Raw genomic sequence first — 19,706 nt, forward strand, 5'->3', positions numbered from 1 at the left:
TTTTTCATAGTATTAGATTTAAGGTTAACAAAGGTTGGAGTACAGCGGTACTCCTTTTTTTATGCCCATACTTTACAGGGAGGTTCACAAAAATGCCATTTTGATTGAAGTATTGCCAATAATACCCTATTTTTGCAATCGCCACCAAAGAAAATACCTTGTAACATTATGGAAAACAGAATGCATCGTACAGAAATTCAGATATATGTATCCCTCTTTCTCATTGTCATCTTCCTATTAATGAGCATTTCCTCATATGCACAGCAAATAATAGCCAAACAAATGCCTTTTCTGGAACAGCTGCCTTCCAATGAAGTAATAGACTTACATCAGGATCAGAATGGATTCATCTGGTTAGGGACTAAAAACGGCTTAGGGCGATATGACGGGTATCAACTCCAAACCTTTAAATCAGATTTTAATCAGCCGCATTTATTAACCGATAACTTCATCTGGTGTTTTGCTGAAGATGATAATTACCTGCTGGTAGGAACAAGACAGGGCGTTAATTTGGTGGATAAAAGCAACTATCAGATACGACCGTTCCCTGATGAAGAAATCCAGAATACATGGATAAACTTCATGTTGGTAGATAGCCGGAAAGAACTATGGATATGTACCCGTACTCAGGTTTATCACTACAACTCCGACTATTCGTTGAAGAAACGCTATGGAAATTTAATCCCGCCAATTCCCAACAATGGCATAAACTCAATATATGAAGATCATTTCGGCAATATATGGGTATGCACATGGGGAGGGGGACTGTATAAGTATCTCAAAAATACAGATACACTCATGAGTTTCCCCGCGCTCGGAACAAATAACAATCCTTTTAAAATATTCCAGGACAAAGATAACCAATATTGGATATTAACCTGGGGAGACGGTATCTACCGCTTTCATCCGGATGCAACAGAGGATAAAATGTACACGCATCAAGAAATCTTCAATGAAAAACTGCACCTGCCTGAAACCGCCTTCTTCAGTGTAGTACAAGATGATGTTTACGGCTATATATGGATATTCGGCTACCACGAACTCTATGCTTTCAAAGTGGTGGACGGACATCTGGAAAAAGTGGACCTCAGTCCGTATATGTTCGATTATAACAAAATGTTCAGCCAGATCATTAAAGACAGGGAAGGCAACCTTTGGGCCGGGGCTTATGACAGCGGGTATCACCTGCTAATGGAAAATCCTGCCATAGCTAATAACTTCCTGCCCAAACTGAAAAGACATGTAGGTTTCGACACGAATATAACCACTCTGGGTATTGACCCCAACAATGGGCTCTGGTTTAATCAGGAACGTTGGGGACTCTGCTGGTATGACATAGAACAGGATAAATTCTATGACTACTCGAATACAAATTCCGGAGTGCATAATGTAGGATATATCCTCCGTTCGAAACAGCCGGGAGAATTTTGGTTGGGATGCAGAGACCAGCCTACTCTCTACAAAGCAAAACTAAACAGTAAAAGAGAAATTGACTACCTACTGGCAAAGGACTTATATACACCAAAGGGGACTACTGGCAACATTACATCCATGTATGAAGACAGTAAGGGAAATTTATGGGTAGCTACCACCGGACAGCTCTATCTAAAACCGGATGGCAAAGACTTTATCATCCCCGAATTCTCTCTGCCCAACATTACATCTATTGCGGAAGACGGACACGGTAACATCTGGTTGGCAACCGAAGATTCCGGTTTACATAAGGTTTCTTTAGGGGATAAACTGAAACCGATTAAACAATACTCAACCCAGAATTCATCCTTACCCAGTAACAATATTGATAAGATAGTGGTCCAGGAAAACCATCTATGGATCGCCACCACTCAAGGTTCCATCCTGAGAATGGATCTCAACTCAGAGACAATGAAGGACTTCAGTAGCTCATGCGGAATGACCGGACAGTCTATTTTAGGGATGAAGCATGACAGAAATACCCTTTGGATATTAACAAATCGGCAATTGACCGCTTATGACATCCAATCCGATAAGTATATTCATTATTCAAATTCAGACGAATCCGTTCAGATAAACTCGTTCAAGAAGGACGTCATAGACTTGTTTAACGGCAAGCTTTATGCCGGTGGGCATGGTGGCTTTGTATCGATGGCTTCCTCAAAATTCCCGTCTAAGAAGATCAATTCCAATCCGGTCATCATAACAGATATCAAAGTATCCAATAATTCTTTCTTCTTCAATCCCCAGCGCCAGTCGAAAGATTTATCGACCCGAAGCGTCTGGTTGGAGCCCGAAGATAACAATCTTGAAATCTTCTTCTCCGCTCTTCAATTTACAGCAACATCGAGAATAAGATACGCCTACAAGATGGATGGCGTGGACAAGGAATGGGTATACACCGAAACCGGCAACCGATCGGCTTTCTACAATAAAATTCCTAAAGGATATCATACTTTCAAGGTACGCTCTACAGATGAATACGGCTACTGGAAAGACGACGTCACAGAACTGCGTATCTATAAAAAGCCGGCTTGGTACGAAACATGGTGGGCATACGGTACCTATATAACTCTCATCATTCTGATCCTTTATTCCATCATGTTCTATTACCTGCACAGGGTAAGACGGTCCGACCGGGTTAGATTCCAGAAAGAACTGACCAAGACTAAACTGGAATATTTCACCCATATAAGCCATGAACTGCTCACCCCGCTCACTACCATCAGTTGCATAGCAGATGATTTGGAAGAAACAAAGGCATCTCCACAGGAAGATGTACATATATTGAAAAGTAATGTGCTCCGCTTAAAACGCTTAATCCAGCAAGTGCTAGATTTCCGGAAAGTTGAAAACGACTCGTTTGTACTCACCCCTACCTATGGCAATATCAGCAGCTTCATCCGTGAAATCTACCATACAGGCATACGACCGATCATTGAAAAGAAAAACCTTCATTTCAGTCTTCACCTGGAAGAAAAAGACATTTGGGGATATATGGACTTTGACAAAATAGACAAGGTTCTGTACAACATACTCTCGAATGCGGCCAAATATACACCTGCCGATAAAAAAGTAGAGCTGAATGTATCGACTCTGCAAAAGGATAATTCCCGATTCCTCCGGATAGAGGTGCAGGATGAAGGAATAGGTATAGACCAGAAAGAAATATCCAAGATATTCACTCCATTCTATGTGAACAAAACAGCTTATGCACCTCAATCAAATGGTGTAGGGCTTTCATTAACCAAGAAACTAGTCGACTTGCATAAGGGAGACATCCAGGTAGAAAGCAGCATCGGAGAAGGTTCCAGATTCACTGTTCTAATCCCTATCGACCGGAATTATTATCCGGAAATAAAGGACATTATCGAAACCAGTGAAATACCGTCAATAGCGTCAAATGAAGCAATAGAAGAAACAGAAAAGAAGCAAGGTACGATATTACTGGCAGATGACAATGAAGAGTTCCTGCTACTGATGAAAAGAAAGTTGGCAACACACTACAATATACTCACCGCCACGAATGGGAAAAAAGCATTGGAAATTGTAAGAAGCGAAGACGTAGACCTGATGGTCAGCGACTATATGATGCCCGAAATGGATGGAATCGAGCTTTGTGAAACAATGAAACAGGACATCAATACCAGCCATATACCGATATTAATGCTTACGGCAAAAAATTCAGTGGAAGACCAGGTGAAATGTTTCAATGCAGGAGCAAACGGCTACCTGACAAAGCCATTTGAAATGAAAATGCTCAATGCACGTATTGACAATCTGATGAAGATAAACCGGAAGCGGCAAGAGATGTTCAAGATCGATACGGAAATCAATATTGTAACGCTGGATTATCAGAGCACTGACGAACAGTTCTTGAAAAAAGCCATCGAATGCATAGAGCGGCATCTGATGGAAACAGAATTTGAGATAGACACTTTTGCCTCTGAACTCAACGTTTCCAAATCCACTCTAAATAGAAAAATGAAAGCAATGACCGGTCTCTCCCCAGTAGAGTTTATTCGCAACATCCGGCTTAAACATGCGTGTACACTCCTGAAAAAGCCTTTCATTAATGTCTCCGAAGTTGCCTATGCGGTTGGTTTCAGCAATCCAAAGTATTTCACGAAGTGTTTTAAAAAGGAATTTGACGTGACGCCTACCGAATATCAGAAAAAGGAAGAAGATAAATAAACGACTTACCCGTTGGCGGAGTTTATTGCTCATCATTTTATTCCTTTCATTTTCCGTTTTGAATTCCTCCAACCAATTGCTACTTTATTATTTGCTTTCCCCTATACTACAACAAAATCCCTCTCCAGCAACAAGTGTATTTTTGACGCAGTTAAGGTATACAAATAACGCATTCCCCGCTCTGTACCCCTTTCTGCCTCATTTGAGTACTCCTCCCTGTTCTTTTCTATATTTATTTGCATCGGCCTTGAAGACCGCAAACCAATAACAAGGATAAAGAGTTTCAGTGACCAATCCTTTTAATAATAATATATATGAAAGACAAATTTCTTAAATCAATCCAAAGAAAAAGCTGGCTGTTGCTGGCCCTGTTCTTCATCAGCAGTTGTAGCAATGAAGACATCGTGAAACATCCCGTCATCACCAACAAGTATGATCCCTCAAAGCCTCAGGCACTGACCGGCTTTATCCCGGAAAAAGGAGGAATAGGTGACAAAATCATTGTTCAGGGAAACTTCGGTACAGACCTATCCAAGATGAAAGTGATCTTTGCCGATACCAAAGAGGCTAACATCATATCAAGTGACGGAACTTCTATTTACTGTACCGTACCAAAACAACCAGGCGGTAATAATTCTGTTAAAGTCGTTGTAGGCGATAAAGAGCTTACCATCGACAAGACATTTGCCTACACGCAGGTACAGAAAGTTTCTACAGTTTGCGGAACCTACAATAAAAGAGGAGATACCGATGGAAACATCTACGATGCACTATTCAATAATGTATTTGCTGTCGGTATAGTGGCAGGAGATAACATTGTAGCAGTAGAGTCGGACAAACAACGGGTACGCCTGATTTCAGAAAGCGAGAACCTGGTTACAACCCTGATAAGCGGATTCAAAGCAGGTAAACCTGCAATCAATAAAACCCGTGATAAAATGTACTTTATTGATGTCAAATCAGCTAAAGTATATATCCTGCGCCGTGAAAATAGCTGGCAGCCGGAGCTATTGCGCGAAGGTATCACCGAATTATCCGCCAACAATGGTGAAACCTGGTCCTGCATTATTGACGATGAAGAAAAATACCTCTATACAAGAAATCACCTGGGGATCTTCGTACGTATCAATCTGACAGAAAAAGATGATAGCGGACAGTACAAAGTAGAAAAACTCCTTGAACACCGCTGGGACTTTGAAGCTTGGGTTTCCGACCATTGTAGCTATCTGGCTTATAGCCGTGTAGAAGATTGCTTCTATTTTGCAGAAGACAGGACACATGCTGTATACCGGATTAAACAGAACGCTGACGGCACATGGTCGGACGAAAGATATGCCGGAAACGGCTGGCCTAACCAAACCAATACGGAAGGTTATCGGGAAGACATACAGTTTGCCTGGCCAAATGGAGTAACTGTTGACAATGAAGGCAACATATATGTAGTAAACGCAGGCGGACAATCCATCCGAAAGATATCCTACCCGGATGGCTACGTAACAATTGCTGCTGGTGGCACCATGTCGGGCGAGACTGAAACAGACGGACTCCCACTGGAATGTACATTCCTATATCCCAAAGATATAGCTATGGATTCTGAAGAAAACTTCTATATAGCCGGAGGTGCAGGATTGAATGTGCGTAAACTCGCTATAGAATAAACTCCTTCCCGTAAATCAATAAATAAACTAATATATGAAAAATAGATTTTTCCTTATACTTTCATTCCTATTGTTTGCAAGTGTGTTTCCACTTGCCGCACAGAATGGTTTCACCGTATCCGGTATTGTGATGACGGAGCAAGGTGAAGAATTACCCGGTGTTACGATTCAATATAAAAACAATCCCTCCAAAGGAGCTATCACGGATGTTGATGGTAATTTCCGCATGGACAATGTTCCCGCCAATACAGTATTGGTGTTTACCTACATAGGTTATGCACCCCAGGAACTGGTGGTAAACGGAAATAAAACCAAGCAAAAGATTGCACTGAAAGAAATTGTAAATGAGACCGATGAGGTAGTGATTGTAGGTCGTGGTACTCAACGTAAAATCTCGGTAGTAGGTGCGGTAACTAACGTAAAGGCATCTGATTTACAAGTTCCTTCATCCTCGGTAACAAACATGTTGGGAGGTCGTGTACCGGGCATCATTGCCGTAACCCGAAGTGGTGAGCCTGGCAATGACTTTTCTGAATTCTGGATTCGTGGTATCAGTACTTTCGGTGCAGGTGCATCCGCTTTAGTGTTGATTGACGGTGTAGAAGGCGACCTGAATATACTTGATCCTGCCGATATTGAAAGTTTCACCATCCTGAAAGATGCTTCCTCTACAGCTGTATATGGTGTACGCGGTGCCAACGGTGTGGTACTCGTTACAACAAAGCGCGGTAAATCGGGTAAACTGAATATCAGTGTGAAAAGTAATGTCGGGCTTTCCTATTCTGCACGCAATCCCGAATATGTGGACGGATATACATACGCACAACTGGCCAACGAAGCCTCCGTTGTACGAGGTGGACGTCCTGTATATAGTAATGCCGAGTTAAACCTGATAGAAACAGGACTGGACCCGGATTTATATCCCAATGTAAACTGGCGCGATGTCATGCTGAAAGATTATGTATGGAACAATCAGCATCACATCAGTATCAATGGTGGTGGAACGAATGCACGTTACTACATGAGTGTGGGCCTCCAACACAAGGATGCCATCTATAAGCAAGATAAAGGAATTAAAAACTATGATAATAGTGTAGGTTATAATAAATACAATTTCCGCGCAAATATCGATGCTAACCTAACCAAAAGTACTATTATTGAGCTGGGCTTATCAACAGAGATTGTAACCAACTCTTTCCCCGGATATGCCAATGATACGAAAGCCTTGTGGCAAACACAAGCCAACCTGACCCCTGTGACCGTTCCGGTACTTTATTCGGATGGTTCGCTTCCAGCCTACGGTGCCAGTGCTGACCAACAGAACCCATATATCTTACTAAACTATACAGGTTATAAGAAGAGAAATGAGACGACAAGCAGTATCCGCCTACGCCTTGAACAAGATTTTGACCAATGGATAAAAGGTCTGAAGGCGGAAGCCACCATGTCAATCAATACTTTTTCTTCCCTCTTACAGTCTCAGACAAAAACTCCCGCACTCTATTATGCTCAAGGAAGAAACAGAGATGGCTCTTTGAACCTGATAGAAAAGGTCGCTAGAACAGACGATAAATACGAATCTACCAATTCAACCACACGGAAAATCTATTTCGATGCCCGTATAAATTACAACCGTTTATTCAACGAACAGCATCGCGTAACCGGATTACTTGATTTCTATATGGAAGACTTCATTACCGGTGAAGCACAAACACTTATTGCATCCATTCCTAAAAGATACACAGGTTTAGCCGGCCGTGCCACTTATGCTTATAAAGACACTTACTTCTTGGAAGGAAACATCGGCTATACCGGTTCAGAAGCATTTGAAAAAGGACAAAAATTCGGTGTATTCCCTGCAATCTCAGCAGGTTGGGTGCCCACACAATATGAATGGGTACAGAAGAATCTGCCTTTCATCAACTTTTTTAAAATCAGAGCTTCTTATGGTATCGTAGGTAACGACCGACTTACCAATGATAACAGCATACGCTTTCCGTTCCTTTCCACCATGAAAGAAGGTAGCGGAGCAGGTATCTGGGGAAGCGGTCAAACTATTTATGAAGACCAGGAGGCTTCTCAGAATCTGCGTTGGGAGAAAGCCAAGAAGGTCGACATAGGTATTGACGGACAGTTATTTAATAATAGCGTAGACTTTACTATCGACTTCTTTAGCGAACGCCGTACAGGCATCTTCCAACAGCGTGCCAGTATCCCTGACGAAATGGGATTAGCTACATTACCTTGGGCAAATGTAGGTGAAATGAAAAGCTGGGGAGCTGATGGCAACATCTCATATACCTATCGATTCAAAAATGATATGAGTCTGACAGGCCGTGCTAACTTCACTTACTCTAACAACAAACTGCTTGAATACGAACAAAGTGGTATCAAATACCCCTATCAAGCATGGAAAGGAACACCTTGGGGGACTCAACGAGGACTGGTGGCCTTAGGATTATTTAAAGACCAGGCAGACATTGATGCAAGTCCCAAACAGACTTTCACAAGCAATGTAATGCCAGGAGACATCAAATACAAAGATATCAATGGAGACGGCAAAATTGACAGTTACGATGAAGTACCTATCTGTTATTCTAACGTACCACGCCTGCAATACGGATTCGGTTTGGAATTTCATTGGAAAAGACTAACCGTAAGTGCCCTGCTTGAAGGAGTAGGTCAAGTAAACTTCCTGTATGGAGGAAACGGCTTCCACCCTTTCAACGGTGGACAAACAGGAAACATACTCAGCATTGTGGCAGATGCCAGCAATCGTTGGACACCGGCTTCCTATTCCGGAACCAAGGACACGGAAAATCCAAACGCGCGTTTCCCACGTCTCACTTATGGAGAGAATAAAAACAATAATCAGGCATCCACATTCTGGATTGCAGACGGATCTTATGTACGTTTGAAGAATGTACAAATTATGTATGACATCACTCTACCATGCTTCAAGAAAATCGGTTTGCAAGGCTGTCAGATCAGTTTGATCGGTGATAATCTTCACTGCTGGGACAAAATTAAATTATGGGATCCAGCACAAGCGTCTGACAACGGTGCGGTATACCCACTACAACGCGTATTCACCATACAGGCAAATCTTCAATTCTAATATAAAAAACGAAATCATTATGAATACTAAATATACATTTAAAGCTCTTCTTTGCAGTATGTTCATTTGGGCGGGAGTAAGTCTTGGATTAAGCTCATGCGAGTCTTATCTGGATGTAGATTCCTACTTTTATGATCAAACTAATATCGACTCTATCTTCCAGAGCAAAGTACGTGTCAACGAATATATTAATGGAATTGCCACTAAACTTCCGAATGAGAGTAAACTGTTCACTGAATCTTCCTTCCCATTCGGTATGGCCTCCGATGAATGTTTTGCCTCTTGGCCAGAGGATTATGGCGATAGTGGTAACCGACATTCTGCAATGGCATTATTATTAGGAAACGAAACACCGCAAAGTGCACACTATAATAATTGGGTAACTTTTTACCAAGGCATTCGTAAAGCCAACATTGTACTAACCCGCATCAATGAGTGCAAAGAGCTATCGGATATGGAACGTCGTGACTATACAGGCCGCGCTTACTTCCTGCGTGGTTATTTTTACTTCAGTTTGCTACGCCAATATGGCCCCGTGCCCATTGTTCCAGACAAACCTTTTGATGCCGATACTCCGTCTGAAGAAGCTTCAGTAGAGCGAAACACTTATGATGAATGTGTAGATTATATTTGCAATGATATGGAAAAAGCATCAGAATTCCTTCAAGAAACCCGTACACAGCAGTTCCAAAATATTCCGACAAAAGGTGCAGCATTAGCTGTCATTTCGCGTTTGCGCCTTTATGCCGCAAGTCCATGGTATAACGGTAACAACCGATATACAGACTGGAAAACCTCGGATGGACGAAACTATATCTCTCCAACCAACGACAACTCTAAATGGGGGAAGGCCGCCGTAGCTGCAAAACGTGTCATCAATATGGATAAATACAAACTTTATACGACTGCGCGTACAGAAAGAACTCAAAAACTTCCGACCAACATTCCACAGGAAAGTTATCCCAATGGAGCTGGTAACATTGATCCTTACGCATCGTATAAGACCTTGTTCGACGGTTCTGTCAATGCAGAGTTAATCCCAGAATACATTTATTATTGTGATGCCATAACTGGTGGAGACTCCCCACAGTGGTTAGCAACACCAACTGCCTTAGGAGGTGCCAACGGTATAAATCTCTGTATGGATTTGATTGATTCCTACAAAATGATAGATGGATATGACATTCACCATTCCAGCGCAAACTATCCTTACCCTGATGCTTCTCATGCAGGTGATCCGATAGATATTGCTTACAGAGTATCTGACGGCTATACCGTGGATGGCAATGTAGCCAAAGTAGATGCCTACCGTGAACCTCGCTTTTACGCAACCATAGGATATAATCATTGTATCTGGCCTGGTACCTCTTATGTGGGCAATGACCCGGTGACCAATGTGGAAGTGACTTATTACTCTGATGGTAATGCAGGCCCCCTTCCCGAATATCCGGACAACTACAACCGTACAGGCTATACCCTCCGCAAATACATCAATCAGGAAGATAACATGAAAGGCTCCAGTCGTGCCAAAACATTTGCTGTATTCCGTTATGCGGAAATCCTCCTCAACTATGTAGAAGCTTTAAATGAATTGGAAGGAAGTTATACGGATGAAGCCACAGGTATCACCGTGGCTCGCAATACAGAAGAAATAAAGAAATATTTCAATATGATACGTTATCGTGCCGGCATGCCGGGTATTACCGATGCCGAACTGAACAGCAGAGACGACATGCGTGAAGCCATCAAGCTGGAACGTAAAGTGGAGTTTGCCCTCGAAGGACTTCGCTATCACGATTTACGCCGTTGGGGCGATGCGGACGCAGCTTATAATACAAAGATTATCGGTTGGAATACCAAAGCCAGAGTAAACAACCGTACCGGATTCTACACCCGTACAATATGGGATTCAGAGAGAATACAGAAGCGTGTATTTACACAGAAGATGTACTTCTTCCCCATCCCACAGACAACGTTGGATCATAATGCAAAACTGGTTCAGAACCCAGGCTGGTAATTAACTTCAATATTAAGACAATTATGAAAAAGCATATTTTATTTTCATTAGCGATAGGTTCGCTCTTTATGCTCACCGGATGTGAGAACACCAATGTTTGGGAAGAGGAACAGTATATAAAACAAGCCTATCTGGTAGGTATCGGAGAAGAAGGAGCATTAGTGACCCGCAACGTCAACTATGCGGACGAAAGTGCAGAAACTTTCGTATCGGTAGGCACCAGCGGCTCATTGAATCCGGATGGGGACATTCACTGTACATTGGTTGAGGATCCCTCGGGCATCACTTCTTACAATCAAAAATATAAATCGAGTAAGGAAATCCAATATCAGGCACTTCCTACGGCTAATTACAACATATCTTCAATGAATGCAGTGATCCGTGCCGGAGAATCTTATACCCGCATACCTGTCGCCATCCACCCGGAAGGATTACATTGTGACTCCTTATACGCCCTTCCGCTGAAAATGGAATCTTGCAAGGAGTATCCCGTTGCACAAGCTGAAACAGTGGTTCTGTTCGCTATAAAGACCTACAACAACTACTCGGGATACTACAATTACATCGGTACCAACAACGCAGCTTCCTTTAGTTTGATTCGTAATGCCGTTGCTGTAAACAAGAATACAATTCGTATTTATTATACAGGTACTGAAGAACTGGCAAGAGTGAAAGACACCGGACTCACCATTACAGTGAACGAAGATAACACACTCAGCCTCGCCGGATGGAAAAACCTGAATGTTACGGAGGGAAGCGGAAGCTATGATCCTCAAAACAAAACATTCAGCTTTACATGCAAGGTGAATGGGAATGAAGTGGAAGCCTATTTAATATCGGCAACGGCAAGCGAAGAATAATCGTAGCCGGAAAGGATATATTCAAAACCACCACAGATTATACAGATAAAAACAGATACTTGCTTCCTCAATATAAACAATCTGTGAGTATCAGTGTAATCCGTGGTGAATTATTAATTACATAAATGAACTATTATCATGAGAAAGAAAAACATCAAAAGAGTGTTCATGTGTTGTCTCGCCGCTTTGGCTGCTAACACCTATGCCCAGAATTACAATTGGGTCAGCAGCACTGAAGGCAACACTTGGAAACAATCAAAAGTGAAATTACAACCGAGTAACGGACAGACTCCGCTCTTAGAAGTCAGCGGAACGGAAGAGGGCACCACATTCAAAGCATGGGGAACCACCTTCAACGAACTGTGCTGGGATGCCCTGAACATGCTCACCCGCGATGAACAGGATAACCTGTTGAAGAAAATGTTTTCCCCCGAAGGAGAGCTTCGCTTCAACAGAGGCCGTATTTCGATGAACGCCAACGACTATGCACGCGACTGGTACAGTTGCGACGAAGTATCGGGCGACTTCCAGCTGAAATACTTCAACATCAACCGTGATAAACTGGCTATCATCCCTTTTGTCCGTGCCGCGCAAAAGTATAACCCCAACATGACTTTCTGGACATCTCCCTGGTCACCTCCCAGCTGGATGAAAATCAACAATGACTATCCGGTTCGCAGTGACAGGACTAATAAGATGTCGCCCCTGTCTGATGTAGCACTCTATGAAGACAATACGGAGACACGCGATAACGTCTTCCCCCGGCAACTCGCAGTGAATGACTACATGATTCAGGACCCACGCTATCTGCAAACCTACGCCAACTTCTTCTGCAAATTCATCGATGCTTATAAAGAACAAGGAATTCCCATCGATATGATCATGTATCAGAATGAAGCATACAGTTATACTCCGTATCCCGGTTGTGCCTGGACAGCTGAGGGTACCGTACGTTTCAACGTAGAGTATCTGGCGCCCACATTAAAGAAACATCATCCTGAAGTAGCTCTCTACCTTGGTACTTTCAATACCAACCGCTATGACTATGTTGATAAAATACTTTCCGATCCACGCATGCCACAAAGCATTCAGGGAGTTGGCTTTCAGTGGGAAGGAGGACAGATATTGCCTAAAATACGTACCAAATACCCCCGGTACAAATACATACAGACAGAGAGCGAATGCGGCTGGGGCAGTTTCGACTGGAGAGCGGGCGAACACACCTTCCATCTGATCAACCACTACCTGGGTAACGGTTGCGAAGAGTACACCTTATGGAACAGTGCCCTTTGTGATAACGGTGAAAGTCCCTGGGGTTGGAAACAGAACGCTTTGATACATGTTGATTCAAAATCCCGTAAGGCAACTCTTACACCGGAATATTATGCGGTAAGACATTACAGCCAGTTCGTAGCACCCGGCTCACGCATTATAGCTTACAAGCCTTCAACAGAAGGAAGGACACCGGTCTTGGTAGTGGAAACTCCGGAAAAGAAAAAGGTAGTGATAGCCGGAAACTTTAATGATGAGGCTAAAAAAGTAACCGTGAAGTTGGGGAACCGTTACCTGAATGTAGAGCTCCAGCCACATTCTTTCAATACGTTCGAAGAGAAATAAATTGATAAAAGTAATCATTATCCGGGTAATCGTATCCGAATAATGATTACTTTTGCCATGAAATTCAATCGTAGTCATCATAAAAGGAGACAACTCACAATCATGGAAGAAGAACATCATTTTACGAACGTACCCTACAATTACCCCTTATGCCTCAACCGCCAATGTCCCAAAGCATCTACCTGCCTGCGGCAACTGGTAGAGCAAGAAGTACCGGACAGCGCGGAGTACTGGGTAATCATCAGCCCCAAATACCAGGCTAAACTGAAGGGTGCATGTCCCCATTATCGCTCCAGTAAAAAAGTGCAATATGCCAAAGGCTGCATGAATATCCTCGATAACCTGCCCCACAAACAAAGACAACTCGCCATAATCCATTTGATGGAATACTTCAGCCGAAGAACCTATTACCGCATCCGCAAAGGCGAACGCCTCCTCAGCCCTGCCGAACAAAGGGACGTACAGAAAATCTTAAAACAGTGCGGTGCAACCGGAAAACAAGAGTTTGACGCTTACGTAGAAGACTACGAATGGTAGCAATCTCCCATCTACAGGTTAGTGATCTCCCATCTATAGATCCATGTTTTTGCCATGCCTGTGGCACGACTGTGCCATCGTGGTGGCACAACATTGCCACGCCTATGGCACGATTGTGCCAATGCGGTGGCAAGAAGTTGGCAAAGGCTTATGGTTTCGGCAATACGGCATCCCGGCAGAATAAAGCTGCAAGGCAGCAGAATGATCAGGCAGGAGGAATACACACTCTCTTCTTAAACCAAACCCCAAACACAGGATCAGCAAGTGTGACTTGCAACAAAGCGTTTTTCAGACGGATAATATTGGCCGAAGTACCTAAATTATACTTTTGCAGCACCTCTTTACGGCTGAATCCTGAATCGACTCCATCAATAATAGCCCGCATGAAGTCTCATCATACCGATAGAATGTAAATGTATCGTTCATGTAGTCATAAACATTCAATCCTGATCGTTGTGTTCCGATCCAAAGGATAGAATCTACTATCAGCTTTCTATTGCAAGCCAAAAAAAGAAATAAAATCTCTATTCCGAATGTACAAATCCAGGTATTGAATGATTTATACCCCTAAGCTGAATGATTTATGCCAGACATAAAAGATCGATATCGCTTATATTTGCAACAATAACTCTAAATAATCATAACCCCATGAAAAATGCTCTTACACTGGCTGTTCTCGTGGCAGCCTTTCTGGTAGCCTGCCCGGCTCGGGCGCAAGTCTCATTCGGTGACGCCTCTAAATTCAACGACGGATGGCTCTTCCGGCTGACTGACGACTCAACCATCGTAAACCCCACCTTCGACGATACTCAATGGCGTAAACTTACGTTGCCGCACGACTGGTCCATTGAAGGACAATTGTCGCCCTCACTGGCCAGCTGTACAGGCTACCTACCGGGTGGAATAGGCTGGTATCGCAAGCATTTCAACATCACCGACAATGCCGCGCGTCATTACATCTATTTCGAAGGAGTATACAACCGCAGTGAAGTTTATCTGAACGGTCACCTGCTTGGTAAACGCCCCAATGGTTACATCTCGTTCCTTTACGATATGACCCCGTATTTGAAAGAAGGTGACAATGTATTGAGCGTACGTGTAGACCATAGCCGTTATGCTGATTCCCGTTGGTATACAGGGTCGGGCATATATCGTGACGTATGGCTTATTGCTGCACCCGAAATACATCTTGCACAATGGGGCACAGGCTGGTATGCTACTTCTCTGACTGACCGACAGGCCACCATAGCCGTTGATATGGAAGTACAAAAACATATAGCTACCCGTGAGAAACTTGAATTCTCTGCTACACTATACGATGCTGCGGGCAAGCAAGTAGCACAATGCCGTACTCGCGTTTCCGACGGGAAAGAAGGTATCACCAAAGAAACCCTCACACTGAAAGTTAGTAAGCCTCACCGCTGGAACCTGAATGATCCCTACCTCTATACACTGAAAGCTGAATTACTCAGTAATGGAAAGCGCATTGACGGTTGTGAAACCAATATAGGACTCCGCACACTGGACTTTGACCCTAATAAAGGATTCGCACTTAACGGCAATTGGATGAAAGTCAAAGGTGTATGTCTGCACCACGATGCCGGTGTACTTGGTGCCGTAGTGCCGCCTGAAGTATGGGAACGCCGCCTGAATAATCTCAAAGAAATAGGTGTGAATGCCATCCGTATGAGCCATAATCCGCAAGCTCCCATCGTATACGATCTGTGCGACCAATTAGGTCTGCTTGTCATGGATGAAGCTTCTGATGAATGGGAATTCCCAAAACGTAAATGGATCAAAGGATGGAATAAAGGTGAACCGGGCTTTGATGGCTCTTTTGACTTCTTTGAAGAATGGATTGAACAGGATGTTACCGATATGGTACGTCGTGACCGTAACCATCCGTCCATCTTCCTGTGGAGTATCGGCAATGAAGTAGATTATCCGAATGATCCCTATTCCCATCCTATTCTCGATGGAGCACAAATCAACCAACCTATGTTTGGCGGCTATAAGCCCGATGCACCCGACGCCATGCGTATCGGAGTGATAGCCAAACGCCTGGCAGCCCGCGTACGTGCTGTCGATACTTCTCGTCCTGTAACAGGAGCTCTGGCAGGTGTCGTGATGTCCAATGAAACAGAATATCCTGATGCTGTTGATGTAGTAGGATATAACTATACAGAAAACCGCTACGATGAAGATCATGCCACTTATCCCAAACGTGTCATTTACGGCAGTGAAAACGGTTCCGGCCTTGATGCCTGGTATGCAGTGAAGAACAAAGAATTTATCTTTGGACAATTCATCTGGACAGGTACGGATTATCTTGGTGAATCGGGAGCATGGCCTTCCCGAGGGCTCTACACCGGATTGCTCGATTTCGGTAGCTTCCCCAAGCCTCGCGGACATTTCCGTGCTTCACTGTGGAGTGAGAAACCGGTTACTTATATCGGCACTTATCCCATACAAGCCAGATTCAAGAACTCCCAACGTACTTTCTTGTCACCCGATGCATGGGATATCTGGAACTATGATTCCGGTCAAGAAATACGCGTAGTTTGCTATACCAATGCACCGCAAGCGCGTCTGTTGCTCAATGGGAAAGTAATAGGCGACATGAAGCCTTATGATGAAAAGAGTGGTATCATTTACTGGGATATTCCCTATCAGGTAGGCGAACTGAAAGCTGAAGGTTGCGATACCAACGGAAATATTGTTTCAAGCTATTCGATTCAATCTTCCGGTCGTCCTTATACCCTTCGGGTCAGTGCAGACCGCACTACTCTTTCCTGCGATCGTGCCACAGCACATCTCATTGTAGAAATCGTTGACAAAAATGGCACAATCGTGAAACTTGGAGACAATGATATCACTTGCACTATCGAAGGTCCGGCACGCCTGTTAGGGCTCGAAGGTTCCAATAACAGCGATATGAGCGACTATACAGATAATCATCATCGTGCTTTTCACGGTCGTTTGCTGACTTACATACAAAGTACCGGAGAGAAAGGTCAGGTCCGTGTAAAATTCACTTCACCACTCTTGCAAGGGACAGAAGTCTTGCTGAATGTCGGAGAATAGCAGATGCAAAGATAGTTCCCGCTCTCCCATCCCTTCAAAAGAAAAAGGCAGAAAACCTTTCTACAAGATTTTCTGCCTCAGCTAAAACAATCTTTCGTCTACTCCCTACTAAAAACTAACTTTCTGTACTTGAGTGTAGAAGTATTCATTCGACTTATTGGACTGCACGCCTATACGGGCAAATGCATATCCATTCTTCAGCATCTTTTCAGGTATAGTGGCAGTCATTGTCGTTTCCTGTCCCAAGACTAACCCCGACAAATCCAGTTCACCCTTATACTCGTTCTTGTTATGGTCTGTCAGGATACCCTCTCCCAAATAGAAATTAACAGACTTCACTTCGGCAGATTCCACCACCTTCTCAATGGTAAACTTTACGGTAATGGCATTGCCCGTTCCTTTCTGATAACTCTCATTCTTAATGATGAAATAAGGCTTCACAGGCACATCAACCACCGTATTGCCCTTTACCTCAATCCTTATCGTATCCATAGGCTGGTCTTCCCACGGTGCACCCGACAGACGAACCAGTTTATATTGGCCGTTGAACAAGGACGCAGAGAACGTACCGTCCTGGGCAATGTACACCGGAATCTTTGTGTACAATTCATACCCATCCTGCCACAGCTCCAACTGAGTCCCATTGGTACGAACCCCCACAGGAGCATCATTATAGACTACTCTACCGGATAGCTTTGCACTGGGAGCATCGTAATTGTCATACTCGCAACTTGCAAGCAAGAAGCATACACATGCTACTATAAATAAAATTTTTGTCTTCATCTTTATACTTACTTTTTAATGGAACGGATTCTTTACTATCTTAGGATTATTGTTTATGACAGCCTGGTCTATTGAAGAATAGTAATTAGCCATCCTAAAGAAACGGGCCTTCTTGAAACGCGTCGGACGTACTCGCTCGTAGATGAACTTGCCGTTGTCAGGATGTCCCGGACGGGAAATACGATACGGATACAGACCGTGAACAACCGCTACCGGATTAGAGTCCAAACCATCCCATACCTTATCGGCTATTCTCCAACGTTTCAGGTCGAAGTAACGATGGTCTTCAAAGGCCAGTTCCACACGACGCTCATTACGGATAATATCGTTAGTAAGCGTCTGAATACTGTTGGCAGGGAAACCGCCGTGCACTTCTCTCACTTTATTGATATAGTCCTTTGCTTCCGGCTTTTCCAATTCGAAGGCTGCTTCGGCAGCATTCAGATAGATTTCGCCCAGGCGGAACCAAGGATACCAGTTGGATGCCAACGACGGACGTACACCATCCTGCGGATTCTCGCTGACATACTTGCGGATATAGAATCCGGTGTTGCTTACATACTGGTCGTTGTCTCTCGGACCATCAGCACCAGTCAGTGTCTCACCGTCAGAATAAACCGAAGCCAAGTCACCAACTTTCAATTTGTACCCGCCATCTTCCCAAGTGGCCACACCTGCCTGAATTTGTACCGGCGACGAACGGAAAGCACTTCCCGGATAAATCACCGTACCGTACAAACGGGCGTCCTTGTTGGCAAAAATACCGTCAATCTTATCATAAGCAATATAATTGCCCTCGGCATCCTTGTCGCGCAACGTACCTTTGGAACCGTCCAGATAGTCGTAACTCTCTACCAGGCTCAGCGAAGGAGACAGTATGGACGAACCTTCAATATCGACTCTGAAACTGCGAACCACGTTATCATAAGTGAATCCATGTACTTTGCCTGTCATGAAATCCTTGGCAAAGATAATCTCTTTACAACTCTTATCCATGAACAGCTTATAGAAGTTTTCTCCCTTCGGAGAGCCGGCTATGTCATAAAGCTCGTAATTCTCATTAGCAATGATAGCCTTGGATGCTTCCAGCGATTTTTCATAGTAACCCACAGCCATAGATGCTGGGATTCCTACTTCACCGCCCGCCGTGCTGATGGGAGCGCTCATCTGACTGTTGTACTTGGCAATGGAACCTGCATACAGCATGGCACGACTTTGGAGAGCCAATGCCGTAATCTTGTTGGCACGAGTCCGGCTGCCTTCAGTCTGGGTGAAATTATCCTTTATATCCTGAATCTCACTATAAATGAAATCATAGACTTCCGATTCTTTCGCTCTGGGGTTCTGCAAAGACGACGGGTCGCCGCTGCCATCATAAATCAACTGCGTAGTGATGAGGGGCACACCACCCATTCTCTTCACCAGCTCAAAGTACACATAAGCCCGGATGAAACGGAACTCCGCATTGAATTGCTTCTTCTGCGTCTCATTCAGCTTCACACTGAATTTCTCCATATTCTCCAATGACAGGTTAATGTCTCTGATATAGCCATAGTCCCAGTATCTTCCGTAATCATCGGCATAATTGATGTCATTGTGCCAGTTCTGGTCAACGTGTCCCGACCACATGGCATCATCGAACTCCGTGTTGGTTCCGGTATTGAATACACCGGCAAGCTGCGGCATTCTGTCGTAATAGTTTGCCAACAGTCCCAGTATCATATTGGGGTCATTCCAGAGTTGTTCATCGGTAATCCTGTCCTTAGGATCTCTCTGCAGCCAGCCATCTTCGTCACAACTAACGAAAGAAGTGGCAACGGCCAATAATAATGCGAATATTATATATTTACTTTTCATAATGACAA

11 protein-coding genes are annotated in these 19,706 nt (G+C 43.8%); 9 read left to right on the top strand and 2 right to left on the bottom strand.

The window, feature by feature from the left end; all coding sequences use genetic code 11:
* Window positions 1-168 precede the first annotated feature (168 nt).
* The 9 genes from BWI44_RS08905 (at window position 169) to BWI44_RS08945 (ending at window position 17,058) form a co-directional block, all read left to right on the top strand.
* Entirely contained in the window at window positions 169-4,167 is a 3,999-nt protein-coding gene (locus BWI44_RS08905) for a hybrid sensor histidine kinase/response regulator transcription factor (protein WP_195208589.1), read from the top strand.
* 314 nt (window positions 4,168-4,481) lie between these two features.
* Entirely contained in the window at window positions 4,482-5,825 is a 1,344-nt protein-coding gene (locus tag BWI44_RS08910; RefSeq protein WP_007216600.1) for an IPT/TIG domain-containing protein, read from the top strand.
* 34 nt (window positions 5,826-5,859) lie between these two features.
* A complete protein-coding gene (locus tag BWI44_RS08915; protein ID WP_195208590.1) occupies window positions 5,860-8,943 on the top strand; it encodes a SusC/RagA family TonB-linked outer membrane protein in 3,084 nt (1,027 codons plus the stop codon).
* A gap of 19 nt (window positions 8,944-8,962) precedes the next feature.
* Window positions 8,963-10,960, top strand: a complete 1,998-nt coding sequence (locus BWI44_RS08920; protein ID WP_195208591.1) for a RagB/SusD family nutrient uptake outer membrane protein — start codon at window positions 8,963-8,965, stop codon at window positions 10,958-10,960.
* A gap of 23 nt (window positions 10,961-10,983) precedes the next feature.
* The gene (locus BWI44_RS08925) at window positions 10,984-11,820 is read left to right on the top strand and encodes a BT_3987 domain-containing protein (protein WP_195208592.1); all 837 of its coding nucleotides are present in this window, start codon (window positions 10,984-10,986) and stop codon (window positions 11,818-11,820) included.
* Between the two features lie 138 nt (window positions 11,821-11,958).
* Window positions 11,959-13,437, top strand: coding sequence for a glycoside hydrolase family 30 protein (locus BWI44_RS08930; RefSeq protein ID WP_195208593.1), 1,479 nt, complete (start codon window positions 11,959-11,961; stop codon window positions 13,435-13,437).
* A 102-nt stretch (window positions 13,438-13,539) separates the two neighbouring features.
* Complete coding sequence (locus BWI44_RS08935; RefSeq protein ID WP_195208679.1) at window positions 13,540-13,974, top strand: DUF6078 family protein; 435 nt, start codon at window positions 13,540-13,542, stop codon at window positions 13,972-13,974.
* A complete protein-coding gene (locus BWI44_RS08940; protein ID WP_195208594.1) occupies window positions 13,968-14,387 on the top strand; it encodes a hypothetical protein in 420 nt (139 codons plus the stop codon). The genes BWI44_RS08935 and BWI44_RS08940 overlap by 7 nt, the downstream gene beginning before the upstream one ends.
* Before the next feature lie 235 nt (window positions 14,388-14,622).
* Window positions 14,623-17,058 (top strand): glycoside hydrolase family 2 TIM barrel-domain containing protein, encoded by a 2,436-nt coding sequence (locus BWI44_RS08945; protein ID WP_195208595.1) that lies wholly within the window; start codon window positions 14,623-14,625, stop codon window positions 17,056-17,058.
* A 108-nt stretch (window positions 17,059-17,166) separates the two neighbouring features.
* On the opposite strand, the gene BWI44_RS08950 is transcribed toward BWI44_RS08945, so the two are convergent.
* A complete protein-coding gene (locus BWI44_RS08950; protein ID WP_118422543.1) occupies window positions 17,167-17,841 on the bottom strand; it encodes a DUF3823 domain-containing protein in 675 nt (224 codons plus the stop codon).
* A 15-nt stretch (window positions 17,842-17,856) separates the two neighbouring features.
* A complete protein-coding gene (locus BWI44_RS08955) occupies window positions 17,857-19,698 on the bottom strand; it encodes a RagB/SusD family nutrient uptake outer membrane protein (RefSeq protein WP_195208596.1) in 1,842 nt (613 codons plus the stop codon).
* Window positions 19,699-19,706: the final 8 nt, after the last annotated feature.

It is taken from the genome of Bacteroides sp. Phil13 (assembly GCF_001940965.1).
Classification (GTDB): Bacteria; Bacteroidota; Bacteroidia; order Bacteroidales; family Bacteroidaceae; genus Bacteroides; species Bacteroides intestinalis.